Below are 20,406 nucleotides of genomic sequence, written 5' to 3'. Positions count from 1 at the left end.
GCGAAGGGGGTCCTCGTCCCGTGGGACGAGGACCCCCTGGTGCTCACGCGACCGGCGTTCCGGCTACTCCGCCTTGATCGCCTGGAGCATGTTCAGCCGCGCCGCCCTGCGGGCCGGCCACAGCGCGGCCAGGACGCCCACCGCGGCGGCCAGCGCCAGGAAAGCGGCCATCCGCGCCCACGGCAGCACCAGCTCGTACGTCGCCATCCTGGTGCCCAGCAGCTCACCGGCCGCCCAGCCGAAGAACACGCCCAGGCCGATGCCGAGCACGCCGCCGAACAGGGAGATCACCAGGGACTCCAGACGCACCATCCGCTTCACCGCGCGGCGCTCCAGCCCGATGGCGCGCAGCATGCCGATCTCCTGGGAGCGCTCGAACACCGACATCGCGAGGGTGTTGATGACGCCGAGCACCGCCACGATCACCGCCATCGCGAGCAGGCCGTAGAGCATGTTCAGCATCAGCGTGAACATCTGGGCGATCTCCTCGGACACGTCCTGCTTGCTCTGCACCCGGACGGCCGGGTTGGAGCCGAGGGCCTTCTCCAGCCGGTCCTTCGTCGCCCCGGAGGCACCGCCGGACGTCTTCACCATGACCTGCATGTCGGCCGGGTCGCTCTGGTGCGGGGTGAGCGCGGCGGTGTCCAGCAGGATGCCCTGGATCAGCTCGTTGCCCTCGTAGACCCCGGCGACCGTCAGCCGCTGGGCCTTGCCGTCCTCGTAGTGCACGGTGAACGCCGAACCGGCCTTCCAGCCGTGGGACTCGGCGGTGTCCTGGTCGACGACGACCCGGTCGCCGCCCACCGTGAAGGAGCCGTCGTCGACCTTCAGGTCGGTCAGGTCGCCGATGGCGGAGCCGTTCACCCCGGTCAGGTACTCGGTCCGCCCGTCGATGCGGGAGGGCGCGTTGCGCAGCGGACTGGTGGTGGTCACGCCGTCGGTGTCCTTCAGCTTCCGCTCGACACCGGGCGAGAGCTCGTTGCCGTTGGCCATCGACACGACGTAGTCGGCGCGGATCGCGGCGGAGGCCATCTTGTCGATCGACTTCTGCAGGCTGCCCGCCATCACCGTCATCCCGGTGATCAGGGTCAGGCCGATCATCAGCGCGGACGCGGTGGCCGCCGTGCGGCGCGGGTTGCGCACGGAGTTCTGCCGGGCCAGCCGGCCCGAGACCCCGAAGGCGCGCAGCAGGGGCGCCGCGGCCGCGATCAGCGGACGGGACAGCAGCGGCGTCAGGATGAACACGCCGATGATCAGCAGCACCGCACCGAGGCCCATCGGGGCCTGCCCGTCGGAGCCGGACAGGGTGGTGGCGTACAGGACGACCGCGACGCCGGCCGCGGAGAACAGGGCACCCAGGGTGTTGCGCAGCACCAGCGACTTGGTGGTCGCCTTGGCGTGCACGCTGCTCATCGCGGCGACCGGCGGGATCTTCGCGGCGCGCCGGCCGGGCAGCCAGGCCGCGAGCATGGTGACGACCACGCCGACGACCAGGGCGGTGGCGACCGTGCCCGGCGAGACCACCAGCGGCCCGTCCGGGACGGTCGCGCCGAGGCCGCCCATCAGCGAGCGCAGTCCGGCCCCGATGCCGACGCCGGCCACCAGGCCGCTCACGCCGGCCACCACGCCGACCACGAACGCCTCGATCAGCACCGACCGGGTCACCTGGCGGCGCGAGGCGCCGACCGCGCGCAGCAGCGCCAGCTCCTTGGTGCGCTGGGCCACCAGCATGGTGAAGGTGTTGGCGATGATGAACGTACCGACGAACAGGGCGATGCCGGCGAACACCAGCAGGCCCTGCTTCAGCCCGCTCATCTGCGAGGAGATCAGTTCGGCCTGGTCGTCGGCCAGTTGCTCGCCGGTCGTGGTCCCGGTGGTGCCGCGGGGGAGCGCCCGGTCCAGGGCTGCCTTCAGCGCGGTCTGGCTGGTGCCGGGCGCGGCCTTGACGTCGATCTCGTCGTAGGTGCCCGCCTTGCCGAACAGCTTCTGCGCGGTCGGCGTGTCGAACAGGGCGAGGCTGCCGCCGGCGGCGACGTTGCCGTCGTCGGTGGTGAACACGCCGGTGATCCGCGGCGTCAGCACGGGGCCGTCGACGGACATCCGCACGGTGTCGCCGACCTCGTAGCCCGCGCGCCGCGCGGTCTCGGAGTCGATGGCGACCTCCTGCGCGCCGTGCGGGGCCCGGCCCTCCTTCAGCGGGTAGCGCGGGTCGTCGGTGCCCCAGTAGTTCCCGCCCTGCGACTGGAAGCCGCCGCCGATGAGCTTGCCGTCCTTGTCGGCGAGCGCGGTGAAGCCGTCGACGACGCCGATCGCGGAAGCGGCCCCCGGCACTCCGGCGCTGATGCGCAGCTGGGCCTCGGTCAGCTCGGGCCGCTTGCCGACGGTGTCGCCGGTGTCCTTGCCGCCCTCGGGGTGTACGGCGACGTCGACCTGGTCGAAGCCCTTGGCGGAGCTCTTCTGGTAGGCGTCGGAGATGGTGTTGGTGAAGACCAGGGTCCCCGACACGAACGCGACGCCGAGCATCACGGCGAGCACGGTCATGAGGAGCCGGGCCTTGTGCGCGAGCACGTTGCGCAAGGCGGTACGGAACATGGGTTGTCTCAGTCCAGAGTGGGTGACGGGGCCGGGAGCGACGGCCGGGGGCGGCTCCGGTGGCCGGAGGGGGTCAGCTCGTGCGGCCCTTGGCGTCGAAGCGCTTCATGCGGTCGAGCACGGAGTCGGCCGTGGGCGCGTTCATCTCGTCGACGATCCGCCCGTCCGCGAGGAAGACGACCCGGTCCGCGTAGGCCGCGGCGACCGGGTCGTGGGTCACCATGACGACGGTCTGGCCCAGCTCCCGCACCGAGTTGCGCAGGAAGCCCAGCACCTCGGCGCCGGAGCGGGAGTCGAGGTTGCCGGTGGGCTCGTCGCCGAAGATGATGTCGGGCCGGGAGGCGAGCGCGCGGGCGACGGCGACGCGCTGCTGCTGGCCGCCGGAGAGCTGGGCGGGCCGGTGGGCGAGCCGCCCGGACAGGCCGAGCATCTCGATGACGGTGTCCAGCCACTGCCGGTCCGGCTTGCGGCCGGCGATGTCCATGGGGAGCGTGATGTTCTCCAGCGCGGTGAGCGTCGGCAGCAGGTTGAACGCCTGGAAGATGAACCCGATCTTGTCCCGGCGCAACCGCGTGAGCTGCTTGTCCTTCAGCGAGCCCAGCTCCGTGTCACCGATGCGCACGGAACCGGAGGAGAAGGTGTCGAGTCCGGCCACGCAGTGCATCAGCGTGGACTTGCCGGAGCCGGAGGGCCCCATGATCGCGGTGAACTCGGCCTGGCGGAAGTCGACGGAGACCCGGTCCAGGGCGACCACCTGGGTCTCGCCCTGTCCGTAGATCTTCGACAGCTCCGTGGCACGGGCGGCCACAGCGGTGGTCCTGGGGGCGGCGAGGGGGCTGGTGGTCACGGGTGGCGCTCCGATCGCGGGACGGTGGCGGGGGACGCTCACCATCCTCACGGCCGGATGCCGCCGTGGAGTCAGTCGCTGTTCCGGTATCGGGGGCAGACTCCGGTCGGACGGGCGGGCCGTGTGTCATACCTGGGGATGACCCCCGCCCCGGAGGCGATCGCACCGCCGCACGGGCCGCCGTACGGGCCGTGATGCGAAGAACCGGTGAGGCACCTTGGTTCAAGCGGTGAAATCCCGTCATTCAGCATGTGCCGCTGACCGCTGCCAGGAGGCCTTCTGGCACGTGTGGATGGCGCGATCCCGGTGCTGATGCTCCCTCAGACCTCAATAAAATAAGACAACATCGGGCCGTCCGGCCCCTGTTCGCAGGACGGGTCCCGATAGTCTCGGCCTCGACGCGGAGCCCTTGACTTGCCCAGATGGTGGAATGCAGACACGGCGAGCTTAAACCTCGCTGCCCCTTCGCGGGCGTGCCGGTTCAAGTCCGGCTCTGGGCACCTCCGACCGGCGCGGTGGCTGCACCCTCCCTTCAGGCGTTGACCGCACGACAGGCTTGTCCTCCGTGGCCGAGTCACCCACCGAAGGGAACGCCCGATGCGCACCACCGTCGGCATTGTCGGAGCCGGACCGGCCGGACTCCTCCTCGCCCGCCTCCTGCACACCGCGGGCATCGACTCCGTGGTGCTGGAGAGCCGCGACCGGGCCTACGTCGAGCAGCGCCAGCGGGCCGGGATCCTGGAGCAGGGCACCGTCGACGTGCTCCGCGCGGCGGGCGCCGGCGCGCGGATGGACCGCGAGGGCCTGCGCCACGACGGCATCGAGCTGCGCTGGGCCGGCCGGCGCCACCGCGTCGACCTCCCCGCCCTCACCGGCGGCCGGTCCGTGACCGTCTACGCCCAGACCGAGGTGTGCAAGGACCTCATCGCGCTCCAGCTGGAGGAGGGCGGGCCGCTGCTCTTCGGGGCGGAGGCCCTGGCCGTCGAGGACGCCGGCACCGCCCGCCCGCGCATCCCCTTCCGGCACCAGGGCCGCGCGGACGTCCTGGAGTGCGACTACGTCGTCGGCTGCGACGGCTTCTGGGGCGTCTCCCGCAAGGCGGTGCCCGCCGCGCTGTCCCGCACCTTCGAGCGGACCTACCCCTTCGGCTGGCTCGGTGTCCTCGCCGACGTCGCGCCCTCCCACGACGAGCTGGTCTACGCCCGCCACGACCGCGGCTTCGCCCTGCTGTCCATGCGCTCGCCGTCCGTCTCCCGCCTCTACCTCCAGGTCCCGGCCGGCACGGACGCGGAGAGCTGGGGCGACGACGAGATCTGGGCCGAGCTGGAGCGCCGCTTCGCGACCGACGACGACTGGACGCTGGAGCGCGGTCCGATCACCCAGAAGTCGGTCACGCCGATGCGGTCCTTCGTGCACGAGCCGATGCGCCACGGCCGCCTGTTCCTGGCCGGCGACGCCGCCCACATCGTGCCGCCGACCGGCGCCAAGGGCCTGAACCTCGCCGTCGGCGACGTCGTCACCTTCGCCCGGGCCCTCGTCCACCGGCGCGAGACCGGCTCCGCCGACCTGCTCGACGCCTATGCGCGGACCTGCCTGGGCCGGGTCTGGCAGGCCGAGCGCTTCTCCCACGACATGACGGCACTGCTGCACCGCGCTCCCGACGCGACCCCCTTCGAGGACCGCCTCCAGCTCGCGAGGCTGGAGCGCATCGCCTCCTCACGGGCCGCGGAGGCCGACCTCGCGGAGGCCTACACCGGGTTCCCGCTGGACTGACGGGGGCGACGGGGCGGGCCGCCCGGGCGGCCGGTCTCCGGCCGGTACCGGACGTGTCCCAGGTCGGTCATGACGGCCGCCCGCCCGCTGCCGGGAATCACACGGACGCGTAGCGTGTTCCGCGACACGGGCAGGGAAAGATCCTCCTCAAGCACTAGAGTCAATCCTTTGCCTTTCCATTACTCTTGAGCCAAGGCCACGCGAGGTGGCCATGGAGGAGTGAAATGAGGAGCAGAAACCCGGTCTTCTCGCGACGGGGGTTCAGCCGCGACAACGGCTACGCGGGCTTCGACGCCGCGCCGCAGGCCGGGGGACCCGCCGTCGCCACGCAGGGCAACCCGTACGCACAGCAGGCGGGCAACCCCTACGCGCAGAACCCGTACGCCACGGACCCCTACGCCCAGCAGGGCGCCGGAGCGCCCCCGGCCCCGGTGACCACCGCCGGCCGGATGACGATGGACGACGTCGTCGCGCGCACCGCGACCACGCTCGGCATCCTGGTCGTCACGGCCGCGCTGTCGTGGGCGCTGCTGCCGGTCGACGACGCCAACATCGGCCGGTCCTACGGCATCGGCATCGGTGCCGCGCTGGTCGCGATGGTGCTGGCCTTCGTCCAGTCCTTCAAGCGCCGGCCCACCCCCGCGCTGATCCTGTCGTACGCCGCGCTGGAGGGCGTCTTCCTCGGCGTCGTCTCCAGCGTCGTCGACAACCGCATCGCCAGCGGCGCGGCCATGCAGGCCGTGATCGGCACCATGGCGGTCTTCACCGCGGTGCTGGTGGCGTACAAGGCGGGCTGGATCCGCGTCACGCGCCGCTTCTACGGCTTCGTGATGGCGGCGGCGCTCGGCTTCGTGCTGCTGATGGCGGTGAACCTGCTGTTCGCGGTCTTCGGCGGCGGTGACGGCCTCGGCTTCCGCAGCGGCGCGCTCGGCGTGGTCTTCGGCGTGATCGGCGTCATCCTCGGCGCGCTCTTCCTCGCCCTGGACTTCAAGCAGGTCGAGGACGGCGTGGCCTACGGCGCCCCGCGCGAGGAGGCCTGGCTCGCGGCCTTCGGCCTCACCATGACGCTGGTGTGGATCTACCTCGAGTTCCTGCGGCTCATCGCGATCCTGAACAGCAGCGACTGACGCAGGGCCGTACGCGCGGATGCGCGCACGGACAGGCGAAAGGGCCCCGGGTTCCTCCCGGGGCCCTTCGTCGTCGTCCCCCGTCGGGTCCCCCGTCGTCGTCCTGAGCCGTCGTGCGTCGTCGTGCGCGCCTAGAGCAGTTTGCGCGCGGCCCTCCTCAGGTCGTACTCGTGGATGATCGCCTTGGCGTGGCCGTACGCGAGGTTGTGCTCGTGGCGCAGCCAGCTGACCTTCTCCTCGAAGCGGAAGAGGGCCGGGCCTTCGTCGACGGTGCGCAGCCAGTCGGAGACTTCACGACCGGTGCAGTGGGGGATGCGGGCGAGCATGTTGCGATGGGTCTCCTCGGAGAAGACTTGGGACATCGGCGCCTCCGGATGCTGGGGTGTGAGCCGGTCCTTCAGGTCACCGTGCCTGAGCGTTCGCCCGTTGGCAACAGTGCGGCAGCGGCGCGTACGCTCGGCCCCGTGGTGGATACGACGCCGTTGAGCCGAGCCGTTGATCACTTCGCCGACCGGTTGCGCGCGGCACCGCAGTCGCGCCTGCAGCGCGGGGCCGCGGCCGAGGCGCTCGCGGCGGCCAGGGAACTGGCGCGGTGGGCGCAGGAGCTGGAGCGGCCCGGGGTGGAGCCCCGCATCATGCCGGACGCGGGCATGTTCGCCGCCGCCGATCAACTCTCCGTCGCCGCGAACGACTTGGCCGTCGTGCTGTCCGCCGACGACGAGGTGGAGCGGGCGGTGCGGGTGATCGAGGAGGCGCAGAAGCGGGCGGGGGTATGAGGCCCCGCCCCGCTCCCGTCCCGCTCAGAGGGACGCGATGACCCGGTCGGCCAGGATGTACACGTTCTCCTCGCCGCACGCGAAGGTCAGGGTGTACGCGCCCGAGATGCCCGAGCCGCCGAGGAGCACCGGGGCCTCGCCCGCGGTGAGGGCGGCCGCCAGGCGCTCGGCGGTCTCGCGGTGGCCCGGCGTCATGCACAGGGTCGTGCCGTCGGCGAAGACGTAGACGTCCAGCGTGCCGAGGGGGCCGGGGCGCACGTCGGTCAGCTCCACACGGGACGCGGCCAGTTCCTCCAGCGTCGCCACCGTGCGCTCGTGGTCGTTGACGACCGGTGACTGCACGGGCACGAAGTCCGGGTGGGAGGGGTGGCGGCGGCGGGCCGCGGCCAGTTCGGGGGAGTCCGCGGCGAACTCGTCCGGCTCGGTCACCGGCTCCAGCGGCTCCAGACCCAGGAAGTCGGCCTGCCGGGGCAGGAACAGCTCACTGTCGGGCAGCCCGAGCAGCGTCGGCGCGTCGGCGGCGTCCCGCGTCTCCTGGGCGGCCCAGAACGCCCGCGCCTCGGCGAGTTCGCGCTCCCGCTCCTCGGCCAGCGCCTCGGCGACCGCCGCCCGTATCTCGGCGGCGTCCGACGTGGTGCGCGCGGCGGGCACCAGGCCGCGCGTCATCGCGGCGTGGTTCTCGGCGAGCTGGGCGTGCAGCGCGGCGACCTGCCGCCGCAGCTTCAGCAGGGTGCGCAGGACGGCGACGCCCACGGCACCGGTGGCGGCCGTGGTGACCAGCAGGGCGATCGGCATGGCGCTCACTGACGTACTCCCGGTTCAAAGTCGACCCCCGACTTCCTACATCAGCTTGAAGGGCGGACTATCCAGCTGTCAGTGCGTAACGTCACGAAACGGGCAGGACTTTGGACCTGGGGTTCGGTGATGCAGCGCCTCTGAACTGCGCGTTCCCTGGTGCGAGCGAGATAGGTCACATCCTGGGGGAAATTGGATCACAAATCGGCCCGGAGTTCGGGGGTGTTCCGAACTCCGGGCCAAGGCGTCACGGCAGGTGCCGCGACGGTCACGCTGGGGTGGTCGACGGCCTCAGCTGAGGCGCTCGATGACCATGGCCATGCCCTGGCCGCCGCCGACGCACATCGTCTCCAGGCCGAACTGCTTGTCGTGGAACTGGAGCGAGTTGATCAGCGTGCCGGTGATGCGGGCGCCGGTCATGCCGAAGGGGTGGCCCACGGCGATGGCGCCGCCGTTGACGTTCAGCTTGTCCAGGTCGATGCCCAGGTCGCGGTAGGAGGGGATCACCTGGGCGGCGAAGGCCTCGTTGATCTCGACGAGGTCGATGTCGTCGATGGTCAGGCCGGCCCGGCGCAGAGCCTGCTGGCTCGCCTCGACCGGGCCGAGGCCCATGATCTCGGGGGAGAGGCCCGAGACGCCGGTGGAGACGATCCGGGCGAGCGGGGTCAGGCCCAGCTCGCGGGCCTTGGTGTCGGACATGATGACGACCGCGGCGGCGCCGTCGTTGAGCGGGCAGCAGTTGCCGGCGGTGACCAGGCCGTCGGGGCGGAACACCGGCTTCAGGCCGGCGACGCCCTCCAGGGTGACGCCGGGGCGGGGGCCGTCGTCCTTGGCGACGACCGAGCCGTCGGGCAGGGTCACCGGGGTGATCTCGCGCTCCCAGAAGCCGTTCTTGATGGCTTCCTCGGCGAGGTTCTGCGAGCGGACGCCGAACTCGTCCATGTCCGCGCGGGTGACGCCCTTGAGGCGGGCGAGGTTCTCCGCGGTCTGGCCCATCGCGATGTACGGGTCGGGCAGCAGGCCGTCCTCGCGCGGGTCGTGCCAGCTCGTGCCCTCCTGCTGGGCGACCTCGGCGGTGCGGGCCTCGGCCTCGGCGAACAGCGGGTTGTGCGTGTCGGGGAGGCTGTCGGAGTTCCCCTTCACGAAGCGGGAGACCATCTCCACGCCCGCCGAGATGAACACGTCGCCCTCGCCGGCCTTGATGGCGTGCAGGGCCATGCGGGAGGTCTGCAGCGACGACGAGCAGTAACGGGTGATCGTGCAGCCGGGGAGGTGGTCCATCCCCATCTGCACGGCCACGACGCGGGCCAGGTTGTTGCCCTGCTCGCCGCCGGGCAGGCCGCAGCCGAGCATCAGGTCCTCGATGTCCCGCGGGTCCAGCTCGGGGACCTTGGCGAGGGCCGCCTGGATGATCGTGGCGGTGAGGTCGTCCGGGCGCAGGTCCTTGAGGGAGCCCTTGAAGGCGCGGCCGATCGGGGAGCGGGCGGTCGAGACGATGACGGCTTCGGGCATCACGGCTCCAGGGCGGTACGTCGGAAGGTCGGGCAGGGCTGGTTGGGAAGTTACCCGTACGTATGGCCCGGGTCACGGCTGCGGTCGTGTGACCCTGACCGCACTTTCCAAGCGCTTGCTTTGTGACGGCCGGAGGCGGGCCGGACGACGCGCCGGTTGACGGGCCGGCCCTCCGGCCGTCGACCCGCGTCGCCCCACGACGCCGACCCCTGCCCCCTCCGGGCCGTCGACCCACCCCGTCAGGCCGTGGGACGCGCCGGCTCGGCCTCCGTGACCCGCCGGCGCCGGCGGCGCTTGAGCAGTGCCCAGGGCCCCCGCGGACCGGTCGGCATGGCCGCCGTGACCTCCGTGCCGGCCTCCTCCACGGCCTCCGCCGCCGCCCGGGCCACCGGCAGGAACCCCTCGCGCCGGAAGCTGTCCGGGCGCTCCTCCTCCGCGGGCCACAGGCCCAGCGCCGCGCACACCGTGGGCAGCACCGCCATCGCCGCCGTCGCGTAGCCCTCCGCCGACGGGTGGTACAGGTCGGGCCCGAACAGCTCGCGGGGGTGGGCCTCGAACTCCGGTCCGAGCAGGTCGCCCAGCGACACCGTGCGCCCGCCCTGCTCCACCACGCCGATCGTCTGCGCCGCCGCCAGCTGCCGCGAGGCCCGCCGCGCCAGCCACCGCAGCGGCTGCTGCACCGGCTCGATCGTCCCCAGGTCGGGACACGTGCCGACGACCACCTCGGCCCCCGCCGTGCGCAGCCGTCGTACCGCCGAGGACAGGTGGCGCACCGAGCGGGTCGGTGGCATCCGGTGGGTCACGTCATTGGCGCCGACCATGATCACGCACACGTCGGGCACCCGGCCGCCGTTGCCGAGCACCAGGCCGACCTGGCGGTCCAGGTCGTCCGACTGGGCGCCGGGCAGGGCGACGTTGCGCAGCCGCACCGGCCGCTCGGCCACCGCCGCGAGCCCCGAGGCCAGCAGCGCGCCCGGGGTCTGGCCCGCGCGGTGCACCCCCTGGCCGGCCGCCGTGGAGTCACCGAGCAGCACCAGCAGCAGCGGGTCCTCACCCGGCACCGCGTAGGACCGGCCGTACACCCCGTCCGCCTGCGGCACGTGCGGCTGCGCGCCGTTGCCGTACACCTGGCGCCGCGCCAGCTGTGCCTCCGCCACCAGCAGCCCCATCAGCGCCGCCCCGGCCAGACCGATGCCACCGCCGCCGTAGGCCGCGCCGGCCGCGATGCGGCGGGCCACCCTCGCCCTCGCCATGCTCGTCATGCGTCGCCGCCACCTCCTCGAACCCGTACACCCACTCCTTGCCCCGCACGCACGGTGGCCCAATCCCGACGGGGAGTGAACGACCCGTCCACGCTTTAGGCTGGCGGGACCACGACGACCACTCTTTTTGCAAGCAACCGGAGACAACGGTGCATTTCCACGACTCGATGATCAGCCTCGTCGGCAACACCCCGCTGGTGCGGCTCAACAGCGTGACCAAGGGCATCAAGGCGACCGTCCTGGCCAAGGTCGAGTACTTCAACCCGGGCGGCTCCGTGAAGGACCGCATCGCCCTGCGCATGATCGAGGCGGCCGAGCAGAGCGGCGAGCTCAAGCCCGGCGGCACGATCGTCGAGCCGACCAGCGGCAACACCGGCGTCGGTCTCGCCATCGTGGCCCAGCAGAAGGGCTACAAGTGCATCTTCGTCTGCCCGGACAAGGTGAGCACGGACAAGATCAACGTCCTGCGGGCCTACGGCGCCGAAGTGGTCGTCTGCCCGACCGCCGTCGACCCGGAGCACCCGGACTCGTACTACAACGTCTCCGACCGGCTCGTCCGTGAGACGCCGGGCGCGTGGAAGCCCGACCAGTACTCCAACCCCAACAACCCGCTCTCCCACTACCACTCCACCGGCCCCGAGCTGTGGGAGCAGACCGAGGGGCGGATCACCCACTTCGTGACGGGCGTCGGCACCGGCGGCACCATCTCCGGCACCGGCCGCTACCTCAAGGACGCCAGCGAGGGCCGGGTCCGGGTCATCGGCGCCGACCCGGAGGGCTCGGTGTACTCCGGCGGCTCGGGGCGCCCGTACCTCGTCGAGGGCGTCGGCGAGGACTTCTGGCCGACCGCCTACGACCGCACCGTCGCGGACGAGATCGTCCCCGTGTCCGACAAGGACTCCTTCCAGATGACCCGCCGGCTGGCCAAGGAGGAGGGGCTGCTCGTCGGCGGCTCCTGCGGCATGGCCGTCGTCGCCGCGCTGCGCGTCGCCGAGCGGCTCACCGAGGACGACGTCGTGGTCGTCCTGCTGCCCGACAGCGGACGCGGCTACCTCAGCAAGATCTTCAACGACGAGTGGATGGCCGACTACGGCTTCCTCGAGGACGACGGCCCGAGCGCCCGCGTCGCCGACGTGCTGAGCGACAAGGTGCACGGCGCGATCCCGTCCCTGGTCCACATGCACCCCGAGGAGACGGTCGGCGAGGCCATCGAGGTGCTGCGCGAGTACGGCGTCTCCCAGATGCCCGTGGTCAAGCCGGGCGCCGGTCACCCGGACGTGATGGCGGCCGAGGTCGTCGGCTCCATCGTCGAGCGCGAGCTGCTCGACGCCCTGTTCACCAAGCGCGCCTCGCTGGAGGACCCGCTGGAGAAGCACATGTCGGCCCCGCTGCCGCAGGTCGGCTCCGGCGAGCCGGTCGGCGACCTGATGTCCGTGCTCGGCGCGGCGGACGCGGCGATCGTCCTGGTGGAGGGCAAGCCGACCGGTGTGGTCAGCCGTCAGGACCTGCTGGCCTTCCTGGCCAAGGGCGGGAAGTAGCGGCAAAGCTGCGGTGAACGGGCCGTGTACGCGGCGAACGTGCGGTGTCCGGGGCCGATCACGACGGCGCACAACTGGTACGAGGGCGTCACGTCCACGCAGCACACGCTTAACACGGGTCCGGCAGATTGGGGGATGTCGGCAGGGACGGGAGCGGCTCCCCGTTCCGGCCGGCGGCGAACGGCGTCACGGACCTCCGGAGCGGCTCCCGGACCTCCATGGACGCCACGGACGCGTGACCCGGCCTGACCCGGCCCGCGTCCTTCGCGGGGACCGCCGTCGTCCCGCCCCCCGTTCACGGGGGTGCGGCGGTCCCCGCGCACACCGCCCCTCCCGGTCCGCCCGGCGTCACGGCTCAGTCCGTCCAGTCGTCCCCGGTGTCCTTGCTCCTGCGGCGGCCGCCGAACAGGCCCGGGTGGGTACGGGCCGCCTGGACCGCGTTGACACCGACGATGCCGAACCAGGACACGATCAGGCCGGGCAGGTGCGCCGTGCCCGCGCCGATCGCCGACAGCGGCACCGCCAGCACCAGTGACACGATGCCGAAGCCGAAGCGCTCGCCCCAGGAGTCGGTCGCCTTCGGGGAGCGCGCGTCCCGGGCCGCGACCATCTGGTGCTCGGCGAGCTGCCGGCGGACCCGGCGCTCGACCGCCCCGTCGATGCGCTGGTCGACCTTCTCCAGGAAGGATTCGACGAGCGCGGAGTCGTACTCCTCGCCGAGTTCCCTGCGGGCCTGCAGGGTGGCGTTCAGTTCCTTCTTGAGCTCGGTGTCCCGCGTGTCCATTCCGGTCATGCGTCCACGCTAGGGAGCCCCGCGCCCGGGCGCACTGGGGTTAGCCCCCCTGTCGGCCCTCCGGCGGCCGCCCGTGCGCCGCCCGCGCCGCCAAGGTTCCCTTGCTCCGCTGTATGACCTCATGCAGAGTTCAGGGTGACTGAATACGACGTAGGGGGAGCACGGTCATGACGGACAGCCCGGCCGCGCGGCTGCAGGCGCTCTTCGAGGGGCACCGGCTCACGCCGACCCAGCGGCGGATCGCGCACAGCATGGTCCGGCGCGCCGCCGACGTGCCCTTCCTGTCCAGCGTGGAGCTGGCCGAGCTGGCCGGCGTCAGCCAGCCCTCCGTCACCCGCTTCGCGGTCGCCCTCGGCTTCGACGGCTACCCGGCGCTGCGCCGGCACCTGCGCGAGGTCGCCCCGGCCGGGCAGGACGCGGGCAACGGCACGGTCAACGAGTACCAGCAGGCCGTCGAGGCCGAGATCGAGAACCTGCGCCACCTCGCCGAGGCCCTCGCCGACCCCGGGCCCGTGCACCGGGCCGGGCGGATCCTCGCCGCGTCCCGGCCACTGCCCGTCCTCGGGCTGCGGGCCGCCGCCTCCCAGGCGTACGGCTTCGCCTACTTCGCCGCCAAGGTCCACCCCGACGTACGGCTGCTGCACGAGGGCGGCTCGATGGTGCACGACCGGATCGACGCCGCCGTGCGCGCGGGCGCCACCGCGCTGCTGTGCTTCGCGCTGCCCCGGCACCCCCGCGAGGTGGTCGACACCCTCGGGCACGCCCGGGAGGCCGGACTGACCGTGGTGACCGTCGCCGACTCGGCGTTCGCGCCGGTCGCCAAGGTGTCCGACCTGCTGCTGCCGGCCGCCGTCGGCACCGGCCTCGCCTTCGACACCGCCTGCGCGCCGATGCTGCTCGGGCGGGTGCTGCTGGAGGCGATGTGCGACGACCTGCCCGACGCCCAGGCGCGGCTGGAGGAGTTCGACGTGCGGGCGGCCGCCCGGGGGCTCTTCGTGGAGTGAGCCACGGGTCCGACCCGCTGACCCCGGGGCCTCCTTCTCAGAGTCGTCTCAGGTTCGCTCGCTACTCTCCCGGCTGACGTGTTCGTGCCGAGACGGCGAGGAGGCGGAAGGTGGCACGCGCGGAGCGCAGAGTGCAAGGTCTGGCCCGGGTGGCCGTCGTCGTACGTGCCGGAGCGGCCCCCCTGTGGTGGTGCGGGGTGGTCGCGGCGGGCGTCGGCGTACTGGTGCCAGGCATCACGGGACGGCGGATCGGGGTGCTCGCCGGGGCGGCGCTGTTCCTCGTGGCGGCGGCCGTCGTGGCGTACCGGGGGCGGCGCCGGTACGGCGCCCTGGCGCGCGGGGCCTCCCGCGCCGGCCGGCACGACGTGCTCCAGGACCGGGCCGTGACCGTACGGAACTGGCGGCGCGGCCACCGCTGGTGGCTGCTGCTCGCCTTCGTGGCCGCCCTCGGCTCGTCCTTCGCGGTCCCGGCGGCCGGCGGCGGGCTGCTCGCGGGCTGCGCGGTGGGCCTGTGGCTGAAGTCGGCCTGGCTGGGCCGCCGGGAGCGGGAGGCGGACGCGCTGCTGTGGGTGCGCGTCGACTGGCTGGACCGGCGCGGCGGACGCCCCGCGGGCAAGGCCGTCAAGGGGTACCGCAGCACCGGCATCGCGGCGGGCGACGCGGCCCCGGGTGGGGCGCGCCGCCGCGTCGCGGCGCTGGTCTGAGGCCCGGTCAGACCTCCAGGGCCTCCTCGATCCTCTTCAGCTGGTGGCGGGCCATCGCCAGGTTGGCCCGCTTGGCGTCCAGCACCAGGTAGAGGAAGAGCCCGTTGCCGCCGCGGCCGGTGAGCAGCCGGATCAGGTGGTACTGGTCGGTGAGCGTGATCAGGATGTCCTCGATCTCGGCCTTGAGGCCGAGGTGCTCCATGGTGCGCATCTTGGCGCGGATCACGTCGGTGTTGCCGGCCGCGGCGACGTTCAGGTCGAAGGTCTTGCTGCCGCCGATCGTGCCCAGCGCCATCCCGCTGGTGTAGTCGACGAGCGCGGCTCCGGTCGCGCCCTCGATGGAGGCGAGTGCTTCCTTGAGGGCGGTTTCGGTGTTGGCCATGACGGGGTGTCCTCTCAACTTTCCGTGGTGGTCCGCGGTGTGGTGCTGCGCGGTGTGGTGCTGCGCGGTGTGGTGGTGGTCGTGGTGGGGCCCGCGGCGGGGGAGGCGCTCGTGCGGGCGGTGCGGGTCCGGGGCGCGGGCCGGACGGCGGGCCGGGCCGGAGCCGGGGCCGGGGCCACGGTGTCCACCAGCTCCCCGATGCGGGCGCCCGCCCGCCGGCCCTCCAGGTGCAGCCGGCCGACGTTGACGCGGTCCTGGGCGAGCAGGGTCAGCACGGCGTGGGCGCCCGCCGCGTAGGTGGCGACGTAGCCGAGGTGGCCGCGCAGCAGCAGTTCGCGCAGCTCGCCCCGGCCGGTGGCGTCGGTGGTGCGGATCGCGACGCCGAGGGCGGCGGCGGTGAGCGCGGCCAGTCCCTCCGGCTCGACGCCGGGGGCGTCGTGGGCGAGCACCAGGCCGTCCACGCTGGCGGCGAGCGCTCCGGTCAGCTGCGGTACGCGGGCGCGCAGCCGGTGCAGTTCCTCGAGCAGCGCGGGCTGGTCCGCCATCAGCTCTCTCCTCTCGGCGAGGGGTCGTAGGCGTTCAAAGGGCCTCCAGCGCATCCCTGAGCCTCTTCAGGAGGGTGATGTCGGGGTCGGTGACGGGGGGCAGGGCGATGCCCGGCGGCGGGTCGGGCGCGGCCGGCGGGGGCTTGGCGGCCACCAGTCCGGCAGCCGCCAGGCGGCGCACGTCGGCCAGCGTGGGGAAGGCCCGCCGGCCCAGCGCGCGGGCGATGTCGGGGGCGGTGCGCACCCCGTCCACCAGGGCCAGCACCGCCCGCTGCCGCGCGTCGGGCGCGGTGGCCGGCACGGGCGCTGCCCCGGGGGCGGTGCGCAGCAGGGGTGCGGTGTCCGCCAGCGGCTGCGGCCAGAGGCGGTGCAGCAGCGCGCGGCGGCGCAGGGTCTCGCGCTCCAGTTCGGCGACCGTCACCGGCCGCACCGCGCCCAGCAGGTGGCCGGTGCCGTAGTGGAAGCGGCCCGGGGTGCTGCTGGGGGCGAGCGCGAAGTACCCGGCGTCGTAGAGCGCGCCCAGGTGGCAGATCTCCAGCGCGCCGCGCGCGACCAGGCCGGCCTCGACCAGCAGCCGGCCCGCGCCGTGCTCCTCGTCGGCCCGCTCCACCGCCTGCTGCCAGGCGTCGGCGGCGAGGGTGCCGTGGGCGAGCAGCAGGTCGGCCAGGCCGGGGGCGAAGGGGCTCTCGGCGTGCACCACGTGGCCGTCGGCGAGGTGCAGCGTGCCGTGCTCGCGCTCCAGCACGCCGGTGGCCCGCTCGGCGGCCAGCCGGGTCAGCATGGGGGAGACCCCGCCGCCGCCCGCGGGGTCCGGGAGGGCCGCCCGGTCGCGCACCGGCAGCCGGGGCGGCGGCACCGCGTGCGTCATGATCACCCCAGCACCAGCCGTCCGGCCATCTCGCCCAGCCGGATCCGGGCGAGCGCGAGGTTGCCGTCCGAGCGGCCGAGGCACACGTGCAGGAACACACTGCTGTCGAACGAGGTGGGCACGAAACGCAGCAGGTGGTAGCTGTCGCGGTTGCTGATGATCAGGTCTTCCAGCGGCGGGTCGGCCGCCACGTCGTCGTCGACGGGCGCGAACGCCCGCTGTTCGGCGGCGAGCCGGGCGATCTCGGCGGCCTCGGCGGCGGCCGCCTCGTGGTCCCCGCCGGGGAACTCGCCGACCGTGCCCAGCGCCAGCCCGCTCGTCCAGTCCACCAGCGCGGCGCCCCGGGCTCCGGGCAGTCGCATGGCCTCCAGTAGGCACTCGTCGATTCCGGGCACCGTGGCTCCCCTCCCGCCTGCGGTTCGGCTGAGTGAGGAAGAGGTTACGCACGGTGCGTGCGAACGGAGGGTCTTCTGGCATTTTCCAGTGGAACATGCGCGGAACCACTAAGGTGGGCCAACTGCCCCCGCACACCCGCCCGTTGAACACCCCGTCAGGGGGTGTGCGTCAACGGCGCCCAGGCGCGCGCAGGGTGGTGAGGGCGTCCGCGTGCGCCCCACCCGACTCGGCCACCAGCTCCGGGAGCGTCTGCGGCGCGCGCACCGTCGCGAACGCCACGCCCCCGGCGCCGTCGGGCGCGAAGCCGTAGACCCCCGGCCGGGTCAGCGAGTTGTACCCGTAGTGGTGGGCGAAGTAGTACGCGCCCGTGTCCGGCGCCGCCGCGTAGTCGCCCTGTTCGAGCAGCGGCAGCGCGCGCCCCTCGGCGAGCAGGTCGCCCGCGAAGCACGCGGGCCCGGCCACGTCCTGCACGACCGCGGGGCCCTCCTTCGGCCGCCCCTTCGCGTCGTAGGCGAGGATCCGCAGCGGCCAGGCGCCCGGGTCGTACACCGTGCGCGTCGCCACCTGCACGCCCGCGTGCGTCACCGCCACCGGCCGCCCGCCCGCGCTCTTGGCGTACTCCACCCGCGCCACCAGCGTGCCCTGCTCGGCCAGCAGCGCCCGCCCGAACTCGGTGACCAGCCCGTACCGCCCGTCCAGCAGCCCCGGGACCGCCTCGCGCAGCAGCCGCGCGTACTGCGCGAACGTCGGCGTCGTCGCCTCCGAGGCGAAGTTCACCGGCAGCCCGCCGCCGATGTCGAGCGTGTCGACCTGGCGCCGCCCCACGCGCGCGTTGATCTCCTCGGCCAGCGCGTACAGCTCCGCCGCGCCCCGCACCATCAGCGACAGCGGCACGCCCTGCGACCCGGTGTGCGCGTGCAGCCGCGTCAGCCACGGCCGCTCCTCGTACGCCCGCAGCACCCACTCGCGCGCCCCCTCGTCGCGCAGCGCCACCCCGAACTTCGAGGTGGCCGTCGCCGTCGACAGCGCCTCGATGGACCCGGCGCCGATCTGCGGGTTGACCCGCAGCCCGACCGGGGAGCGGACCGGGCCGGCCCCGGCCAGCGCGTCCAGGCGCGCCAGCTCCTGCGGGTTGTCCGCGTTGACCGCGATGCCGAGCGCCAGGGCCTCGCGCAGCTCGGCCGGGGTCTTCGCCGGCGAGTCGAGCACCGTCGCCTCCGGCGGTACGCCCGCCGCCGTGGCCAGCGCCAGCTCGCCGGGGCTCGCCACCTCGGCGCCCAGACCGGCCTCGCGCAGCAGCCGCAGCACCGGCACCAGCGGGGCGGCCTTCACCGCGAAGGCGTGCAGCACGGGCGTGCCGGGCGCGACGACCGCCTCGAACGCCGAGCGCAGCCCCGCCGCGGCCTGCCGGATGCCGGTGACGTCCAGCAGCCCGACGAGCGGGGCGTCCGGCCCGAGCAGGCCCTGCTCCACCGCGGCCCGCACCGCCTGGTCCCGCCGCGTCGCCCGCCCGCCGGCCCCGGCGTCGCCGTGCGCGGGCTCGCCTTCGTCGCCGTACGCCCGCTCGCCGTCCGTGCCGCCGTCCCGGTGCTCGTGCCCGTCGTGCTCGTGCCCGCCGTACAGGTCGTCCACGTCGTCTCCCGTCCCGTCGCCCTCGCCGCGGCCCGCCCCGGCGATCCCGGACCGGTGCCTGCATCCAGCCAAACACCCGCGTCCGGGAGGTGTCGGGCCGGGCCCGGTATTGACTAGTTCTATTCACGAGGACAGGATGTGAATAGGAGTAGTAACCGGAGGAGGCAGACGATGTCGGGACCCCGCCCCGTACGAGCACCGCGCGGCACCGAGCCGAGCGCCCTGGGCTGGCAGCAGGAGGCCGCCCTGCGGATGCTCCAGAACAACCTCGACCCCGAGGTGGCCGAGCACCCCGACAAGCTCGTCGTCTACGGCGGCACCGGCAAGGCGGCCCGCGACTGGCGCTCCTTCGACGCGATGGTCCGCACGCTGAGGACCCTCAAGCAGGACGAGACCATGCTGGTCCAGTCCGGCCGCCCGGTCGGCGTCATGCAGACCCACGAGTGGGCCCCGCGCGTGCTCATCGCCAACTCCAACCTGGTCGGCGACTGGGCCAACTGGGAGGAGTTCCGCCGCCTGGAGGCCCTCGGCCTGACCATGTACGGGCAGATGACCGCGGGTTCCTGGATCTACATCGGCACCCAGGGCATCCTCCAGGGCACCTACGAGACCTTCGCCGCCGTCGCCGCGAAGAAGTTCGGCGGCACCCTCGCCGGGACCATCACCCTCACCGCCGGCCTCGGCGGCATGGGCGGCGCCCAGCCCCTCGCGGTCACCATGAACGACGGCGTCGCGATCTGCGTCGACTGCGACCCGCGCGCCATCGACCGCCGCATCGAGCACCGCTACCTCGACGTGAAGGCCGACTCCCTCGACCACGCGCTGCAGCTGGCCGTCGAGGCCCGCGACGCCCGCCGCCCGCTGTCCATCGGCGTCCTCGGCAACGCGGCCGAACTCGTGCCGCAGCTGCTGGCCATGGGCGCGCCGATCGACATCGTCACCGACCAGACCTCCGCCCACGACCCGCTGGCCTACCTGCCCGTCGGCACCGCCTTCGAGGACATGGCCGAGGCCGCCGCCAAGGACCCGGCCGGCTTCACCACCCGCGCCCGCGAGTCCATGGCCCGCCACGTCGAGGCGATGGTCGGCTTCCAGGACGCCGGCGCCGAGGTCTTCGACTACGGCAACTCCATCCGCGGCGAGGCCCGGCTCGCCGGGTACGACCGGGCGTTCGCCTTCCCCGGCTTCGTCCCCGCCTACATCCGGCCGCTGTTCTGCGAGGGCAAGGGCCCCTTCCGCTGGGCCGCCCTGTCCGGCGACCCCGCCGACATCGCGAAGACCGACAAGGCGATCCTGGAGCTCTTCCCGGAGAACGAGTCGCTGGCCCGCTGGATCAAGATGGCCGGCGAGCGCGTCCACTTCCAGGGCCTGCCCGCGCGCATCTGCTGGCTCGGCTACGGCGAGCGCGACAAGGCCGGCGAGCGGTTCAACGACATGGTCGCCTCCGGTGAGCTGGCCGCGCCGATCGTCATCGGCCGCGACCACCTCGACTGCGGCTCCGTCGCCTCCCCGTACCGCGAGACCGAGGCCATGCTCGACGGCTCCGACGCCATCGCCGACTGGCCGCTGCTCAACGCCATGGTCAACGTGGCCTCCGGCGCCTCCTGGGTGTCCCTCCACCACGGCGGCGGCGTCGGCATGGGCCGCTCGATCCACGCCGGGCAGGTCACGGTCGCCGACGGCACGGCGCTGGCCGGCGAGAAGATCCGCCGGGTGCTCACCAACGACCCCGGCATGGGCGTGATCCGCCACGTCGACGCGGGCTACGACATCGCCGAGTCGGTCGCCGGGGAGCGCGGCGTGCGGGTGCCGATGCGCGAGGGTGACCCGGCGTGACCCAGCACGGCAGCGGCCCGGCGG

At 73.3% G+C, this 20,406-nt stretch carries 19 protein-coding genes and 1 tRNA gene; 8 read left to right on the top strand and 12 right to left on the bottom strand.

The window, feature by feature from the left end; genetic code table 11:
- Nucleotides 1–63: 63 nt before the first annotated feature.
- Together E4U91_RS14315 and E4U91_RS14310 are read right to left on the bottom strand one after the other, a co-directional pair.
- Entirely contained in the window at nt 64–2,592 is a 2,529-nt protein-coding gene (locus E4U91_RS14315) for an ABC transporter permease (protein ID WP_137307215.1), read from the bottom strand.
- A 73-nt stretch (nt 2,593–2,665) separates the two neighbouring features.
- Nucleotides 2,666–3,439, bottom strand: a complete 774-nt coding sequence (locus E4U91_RS14310; RefSeq protein WP_137307214.1) for an ABC transporter ATP-binding protein — start codon at nt 3,437–3,439, stop codon at nt 2,666–2,668.
- A gap of 416 nt (nt 3,440–3,855) precedes the next feature.
- On the opposite strand from E4U91_RS14310, the gene E4U91_RS14305 reads away from it, so the two are divergent.
- The 3 genes from E4U91_RS14305 to E4U91_RS14295 all read left to right on the top strand — a co-directional run bounded on the left by E4U91_RS14305 (nt 3,856) and on the right by E4U91_RS14295 (nt 6,339).
- Nucleotides 3,856–3,939 (top strand) — tRNA-Leu (locus tag E4U91_RS14305).
- Nucleotides 3,940–4,036: 97 nt separating this feature from the next.
- Nucleotides 4,037–5,212 (top strand): 4-hydroxybenzoate 3-monooxygenase, encoded by a 1,176-nt coding sequence (locus E4U91_RS14300; protein WP_137307213.1) that lies wholly within the window; start codon nt 4,037–4,039, stop codon nt 5,210–5,212.
- A gap of 224 nt (nt 5,213–5,436) precedes the next feature.
- Nucleotides 5,437–6,339 carry a Bax inhibitor-1/YccA family protein gene (locus tag E4U91_RS14295; RefSeq protein WP_137307212.1) on the top strand — a complete coding sequence of 301 codons (903 nt, stop codon included), beginning with the start codon at nt 5,437–5,439 and terminating at the stop codon, nt 6,337–6,339.
- 131 nt (nt 6,340–6,470) lie between these two features.
- Here the strand turns inward: E4U91_RS14295 and E4U91_RS14290 are convergent, their stop codons facing one another.
- Nucleotides 6,471–6,701 carry a DUF4287 domain-containing protein gene (locus E4U91_RS14290; RefSeq protein ID WP_067233714.1) on the bottom strand — a complete coding sequence of 77 codons (231 nt, stop codon included), beginning with the start codon at nt 6,699–6,701 and terminating at the stop codon, nt 6,471–6,473.
- 102 nt (nt 6,702–6,803) lie between these two features.
- On the opposite strand from E4U91_RS14290, the gene E4U91_RS14285 reads away from it, so the two are divergent.
- Complete coding sequence (locus E4U91_RS14285; RefSeq protein ID WP_137307211.1) at nt 6,804–7,115, top strand: hypothetical protein; 312 nt, start codon at nt 6,804–6,806, stop codon at nt 7,113–7,115.
- 24 nt (nt 7,116–7,139) lie between these two features.
- On the opposite strand, the gene E4U91_RS14280 is transcribed toward E4U91_RS14285, so the two are convergent.
- The 3 genes from E4U91_RS14280 to E4U91_RS14270 all read right to left on the bottom strand — a co-directional run bounded on the left by E4U91_RS14280 (nt 7,140) and on the right by E4U91_RS14270 (nt 10,684).
- The gene (locus tag E4U91_RS14280) at nt 7,140–7,910 is read right to left on the bottom strand and encodes a hypothetical protein (RefSeq protein WP_174867929.1); all 771 of its coding nucleotides are present in this window, start codon (nt 7,908–7,910) and stop codon (nt 7,140–7,142) included.
- A gap of 291 nt (nt 7,911–8,201) precedes the next feature.
- On the bottom strand, nt 8,202–9,422 hold the full coding sequence (locus E4U91_RS14275) for an acetyl-CoA C-acetyltransferase (protein WP_137307209.1): 1,221 nt from the start codon (nt 9,420–9,422) through the stop codon (nt 8,202–8,204).
- Nucleotides 9,423–9,661: 239 nt separating this feature from the next.
- Nucleotides 9,662–10,684: an SGNH/GDSL hydrolase family protein gene (locus E4U91_RS14270; RefSeq protein WP_137307208.1), complete on the bottom strand. Its 1,023-nt coding sequence runs from the start codon at nt 10,682–10,684 to the stop codon at nt 9,662–9,664.
- Nucleotides 10,685–10,833: 149 nt separating this feature from the next.
- Between E4U91_RS14270 and E4U91_RS14265 the strand changes: the two genes are divergently transcribed.
- Entirely contained in the window at nt 10,834–12,222 is a 1,389-nt protein-coding gene (locus E4U91_RS14265) for a cystathionine beta-synthase (protein WP_067233707.1), read from the top strand.
- 355 nt (nt 12,223–12,577) lie between these two features.
- Here the strand turns inward: E4U91_RS14265 and E4U91_RS14260 are convergent, their stop codons facing one another.
- Nucleotides 12,578–13,006 carry a hypothetical protein gene (locus E4U91_RS14260; protein ID WP_168218260.1) on the bottom strand — a complete coding sequence of 143 codons (429 nt, stop codon included), beginning with the start codon at nt 13,004–13,006 and terminating at the stop codon, nt 12,578–12,580.
- A gap of 176 nt (nt 13,007–13,182) precedes the next feature.
- Between E4U91_RS14260 and E4U91_RS14255 the strand changes: the two genes are divergently transcribed.
- On the top strand, nt 13,183–14,019 hold the full coding sequence (locus E4U91_RS14255) for a MurR/RpiR family transcriptional regulator (RefSeq protein ID WP_137307206.1): 837 nt from the start codon (nt 13,183–13,185) through the stop codon (nt 14,017–14,019).
- A 110-nt stretch (nt 14,020–14,129) separates the two neighbouring features.
- Nucleotides 14,130–14,723, top strand: a complete 594-nt coding sequence (locus E4U91_RS14250) for a hypothetical protein (protein WP_168218112.1) — start codon at nt 14,130–14,132, stop codon at nt 14,721–14,723.
- 7 nt (nt 14,724–14,730) lie between these two features.
- On the opposite strand, the gene E4U91_RS14245 is transcribed toward E4U91_RS14250, so the two are convergent.
- The 5 genes from E4U91_RS14245 to E4U91_RS14225 form a co-directional block, all read right to left on the bottom strand.
- The gene (locus E4U91_RS14245; protein WP_137302744.1) at nt 14,731–15,105 is read right to left on the bottom strand and encodes a roadblock/LC7 domain-containing protein; all 375 of its coding nucleotides are present in this window, start codon (nt 15,103–15,105) and stop codon (nt 14,731–14,733) included.
- A gap of 14 nt (nt 15,106–15,119) precedes the next feature.
- Nucleotides 15,120–15,650 carry a roadblock/LC7 domain-containing protein gene (locus tag E4U91_RS14240; RefSeq protein WP_168218111.1) on the bottom strand — a complete coding sequence of 177 codons (531 nt, stop codon included), beginning with the start codon at nt 15,648–15,650 and terminating at the stop codon, nt 15,120–15,122.
- A 34-nt stretch (nt 15,651–15,684) separates the two neighbouring features.
- Nucleotides 15,685–16,518 (bottom strand): transcriptional regulator, encoded by an 834-nt coding sequence (locus E4U91_RS14235; protein WP_174867798.1) that lies wholly within the window; start codon nt 16,516–16,518, stop codon nt 15,685–15,687.
- 2 nt (nt 16,519–16,520) lie between these two features.
- Nucleotides 16,521–16,913 (bottom strand): hypothetical protein, encoded by a 393-nt coding sequence (locus E4U91_RS14230; RefSeq protein WP_137307205.1) that lies wholly within the window; start codon nt 16,911–16,913, stop codon nt 16,521–16,523.
- Nucleotides 16,914–17,082: 169 nt separating this feature from the next.
- Complete coding sequence (locus tag E4U91_RS14225) at nt 17,083–18,546, bottom strand: type III PLP-dependent enzyme domain-containing protein (RefSeq protein ID WP_241678581.1); 1,464 nt, start codon at nt 18,544–18,546, stop codon at nt 17,083–17,085.
- Between the two features lie 171 nt (nt 18,547–18,717).
- Here E4U91_RS14225 and hutU point away from each other — a divergent pair, with 171 nt between their 5' ends.
- A complete protein-coding gene (hutU, locus tag E4U91_RS14220) occupies nt 18,718–20,382 on the top strand; it encodes a urocanate hydratase (RefSeq protein ID WP_137307204.1) in 1,665 nt (554 codons plus the stop codon).
- Nucleotides 20,383–20,406: the final 24 nt, after the last annotated feature.

Origin of the sequence: Streptomyces lasalocidi (genome assembly GCF_005280215.1) — a bacterium.
GTDB lineage: Bacteria > Actinomycetota > Actinomycetes > Streptomycetales > Streptomycetaceae > Streptomyces > Streptomyces longwoodensis.
Note: the sequence above shows the minus strand (reverse complement) of the source record. Positions and strands in the feature narration are given on the sequence as shown.

What these genes read in the sequence shown, in the direction of transcription:
- E4U91_RS14260 (WP_168218260.1), bottom strand. Translation starts at nt 13,006, where the DNA reads ATGGACACGCGGGACACCGAGCTCAAGAAGGAACTGAACGCCACCCTG.
- E4U91_RS14270 (WP_137307208.1), bottom strand. Translation starts at nt 10,684, where the DNA reads ATGACGAGCATGGCGAGGGCGAGGGTGGCCCGCCGCATCGCGGCCGGC.
- E4U91_RS14275 (WP_137307209.1), bottom strand. Translation starts at nt 9,422, where the DNA reads ATGCCCGAAGCCGTCATCGTCTCGACCGCCCGCTCCCCGATCGGCCGC.
- E4U91_RS14280 (WP_174867929.1), bottom strand. Translation starts at nt 7,910, where the DNA reads ATGCCGATCGCCCTGCTGGTCACCACGGCCGCCACCGGTGCCGTGGGC.
- E4U91_RS14290 (WP_067233714.1), bottom strand. Translation starts at nt 6,701, where the DNA reads ATGTCCCAAGTCTTCTCCGAGGAGACCCATCGCAACATGCTCGCCCGC.
- E4U91_RS14255 (WP_137307206.1), top strand. Translation starts at nt 13,183, where the DNA reads ATGACGGACAGCCCGGCCGCGCGGCTGCAGGCGCTCTTCGAGGGGCAC.
- hutU (WP_137307204.1), top strand. Translation starts at nt 18,718, where the DNA reads ATGTCGGGACCCCGCCCCGTACGAGCACCGCGCGGCACCGAGCCGAGC.
- E4U91_RS14300 (WP_137307213.1), top strand. Translation starts at nt 4,037, where the DNA reads ATGCGCACCACCGTCGGCATTGTCGGAGCCGGACCGGCCGGACTCCTC.
- E4U91_RS14240 (WP_168218111.1), bottom strand. Translation starts at nt 15,650, where the DNA reads ATGGCGGACCAGCCCGCGCTGCTCGAGGAACTGCACCGGCTGCGCGCC.
- E4U91_RS14315 (WP_137307215.1), bottom strand. Translation starts at nt 2,592, where the DNA reads ATGTTCCGTACCGCCTTGCGCAACGTGCTCGCGCACAAGGCCCGGCTC.
- E4U91_RS14235 (WP_174867798.1), bottom strand. Translation starts at nt 16,518, where the DNA reads ATGACGCACGCGGTGCCGCCGCCCCGGCTGCCGGTGCGCGACCGGGCG.
- E4U91_RS14245 (WP_137302744.1), bottom strand. Translation starts at nt 15,105, where the DNA reads ATGGCCAACACCGAAACCGCCCTCAAGGAAGCACTCGCCTCCATCGAG.
- E4U91_RS14295 (WP_137307212.1), top strand. Translation starts at nt 5,437, where the DNA reads ATGAGGAGCAGAAACCCGGTCTTCTCGCGACGGGGGTTCAGCCGCGAC.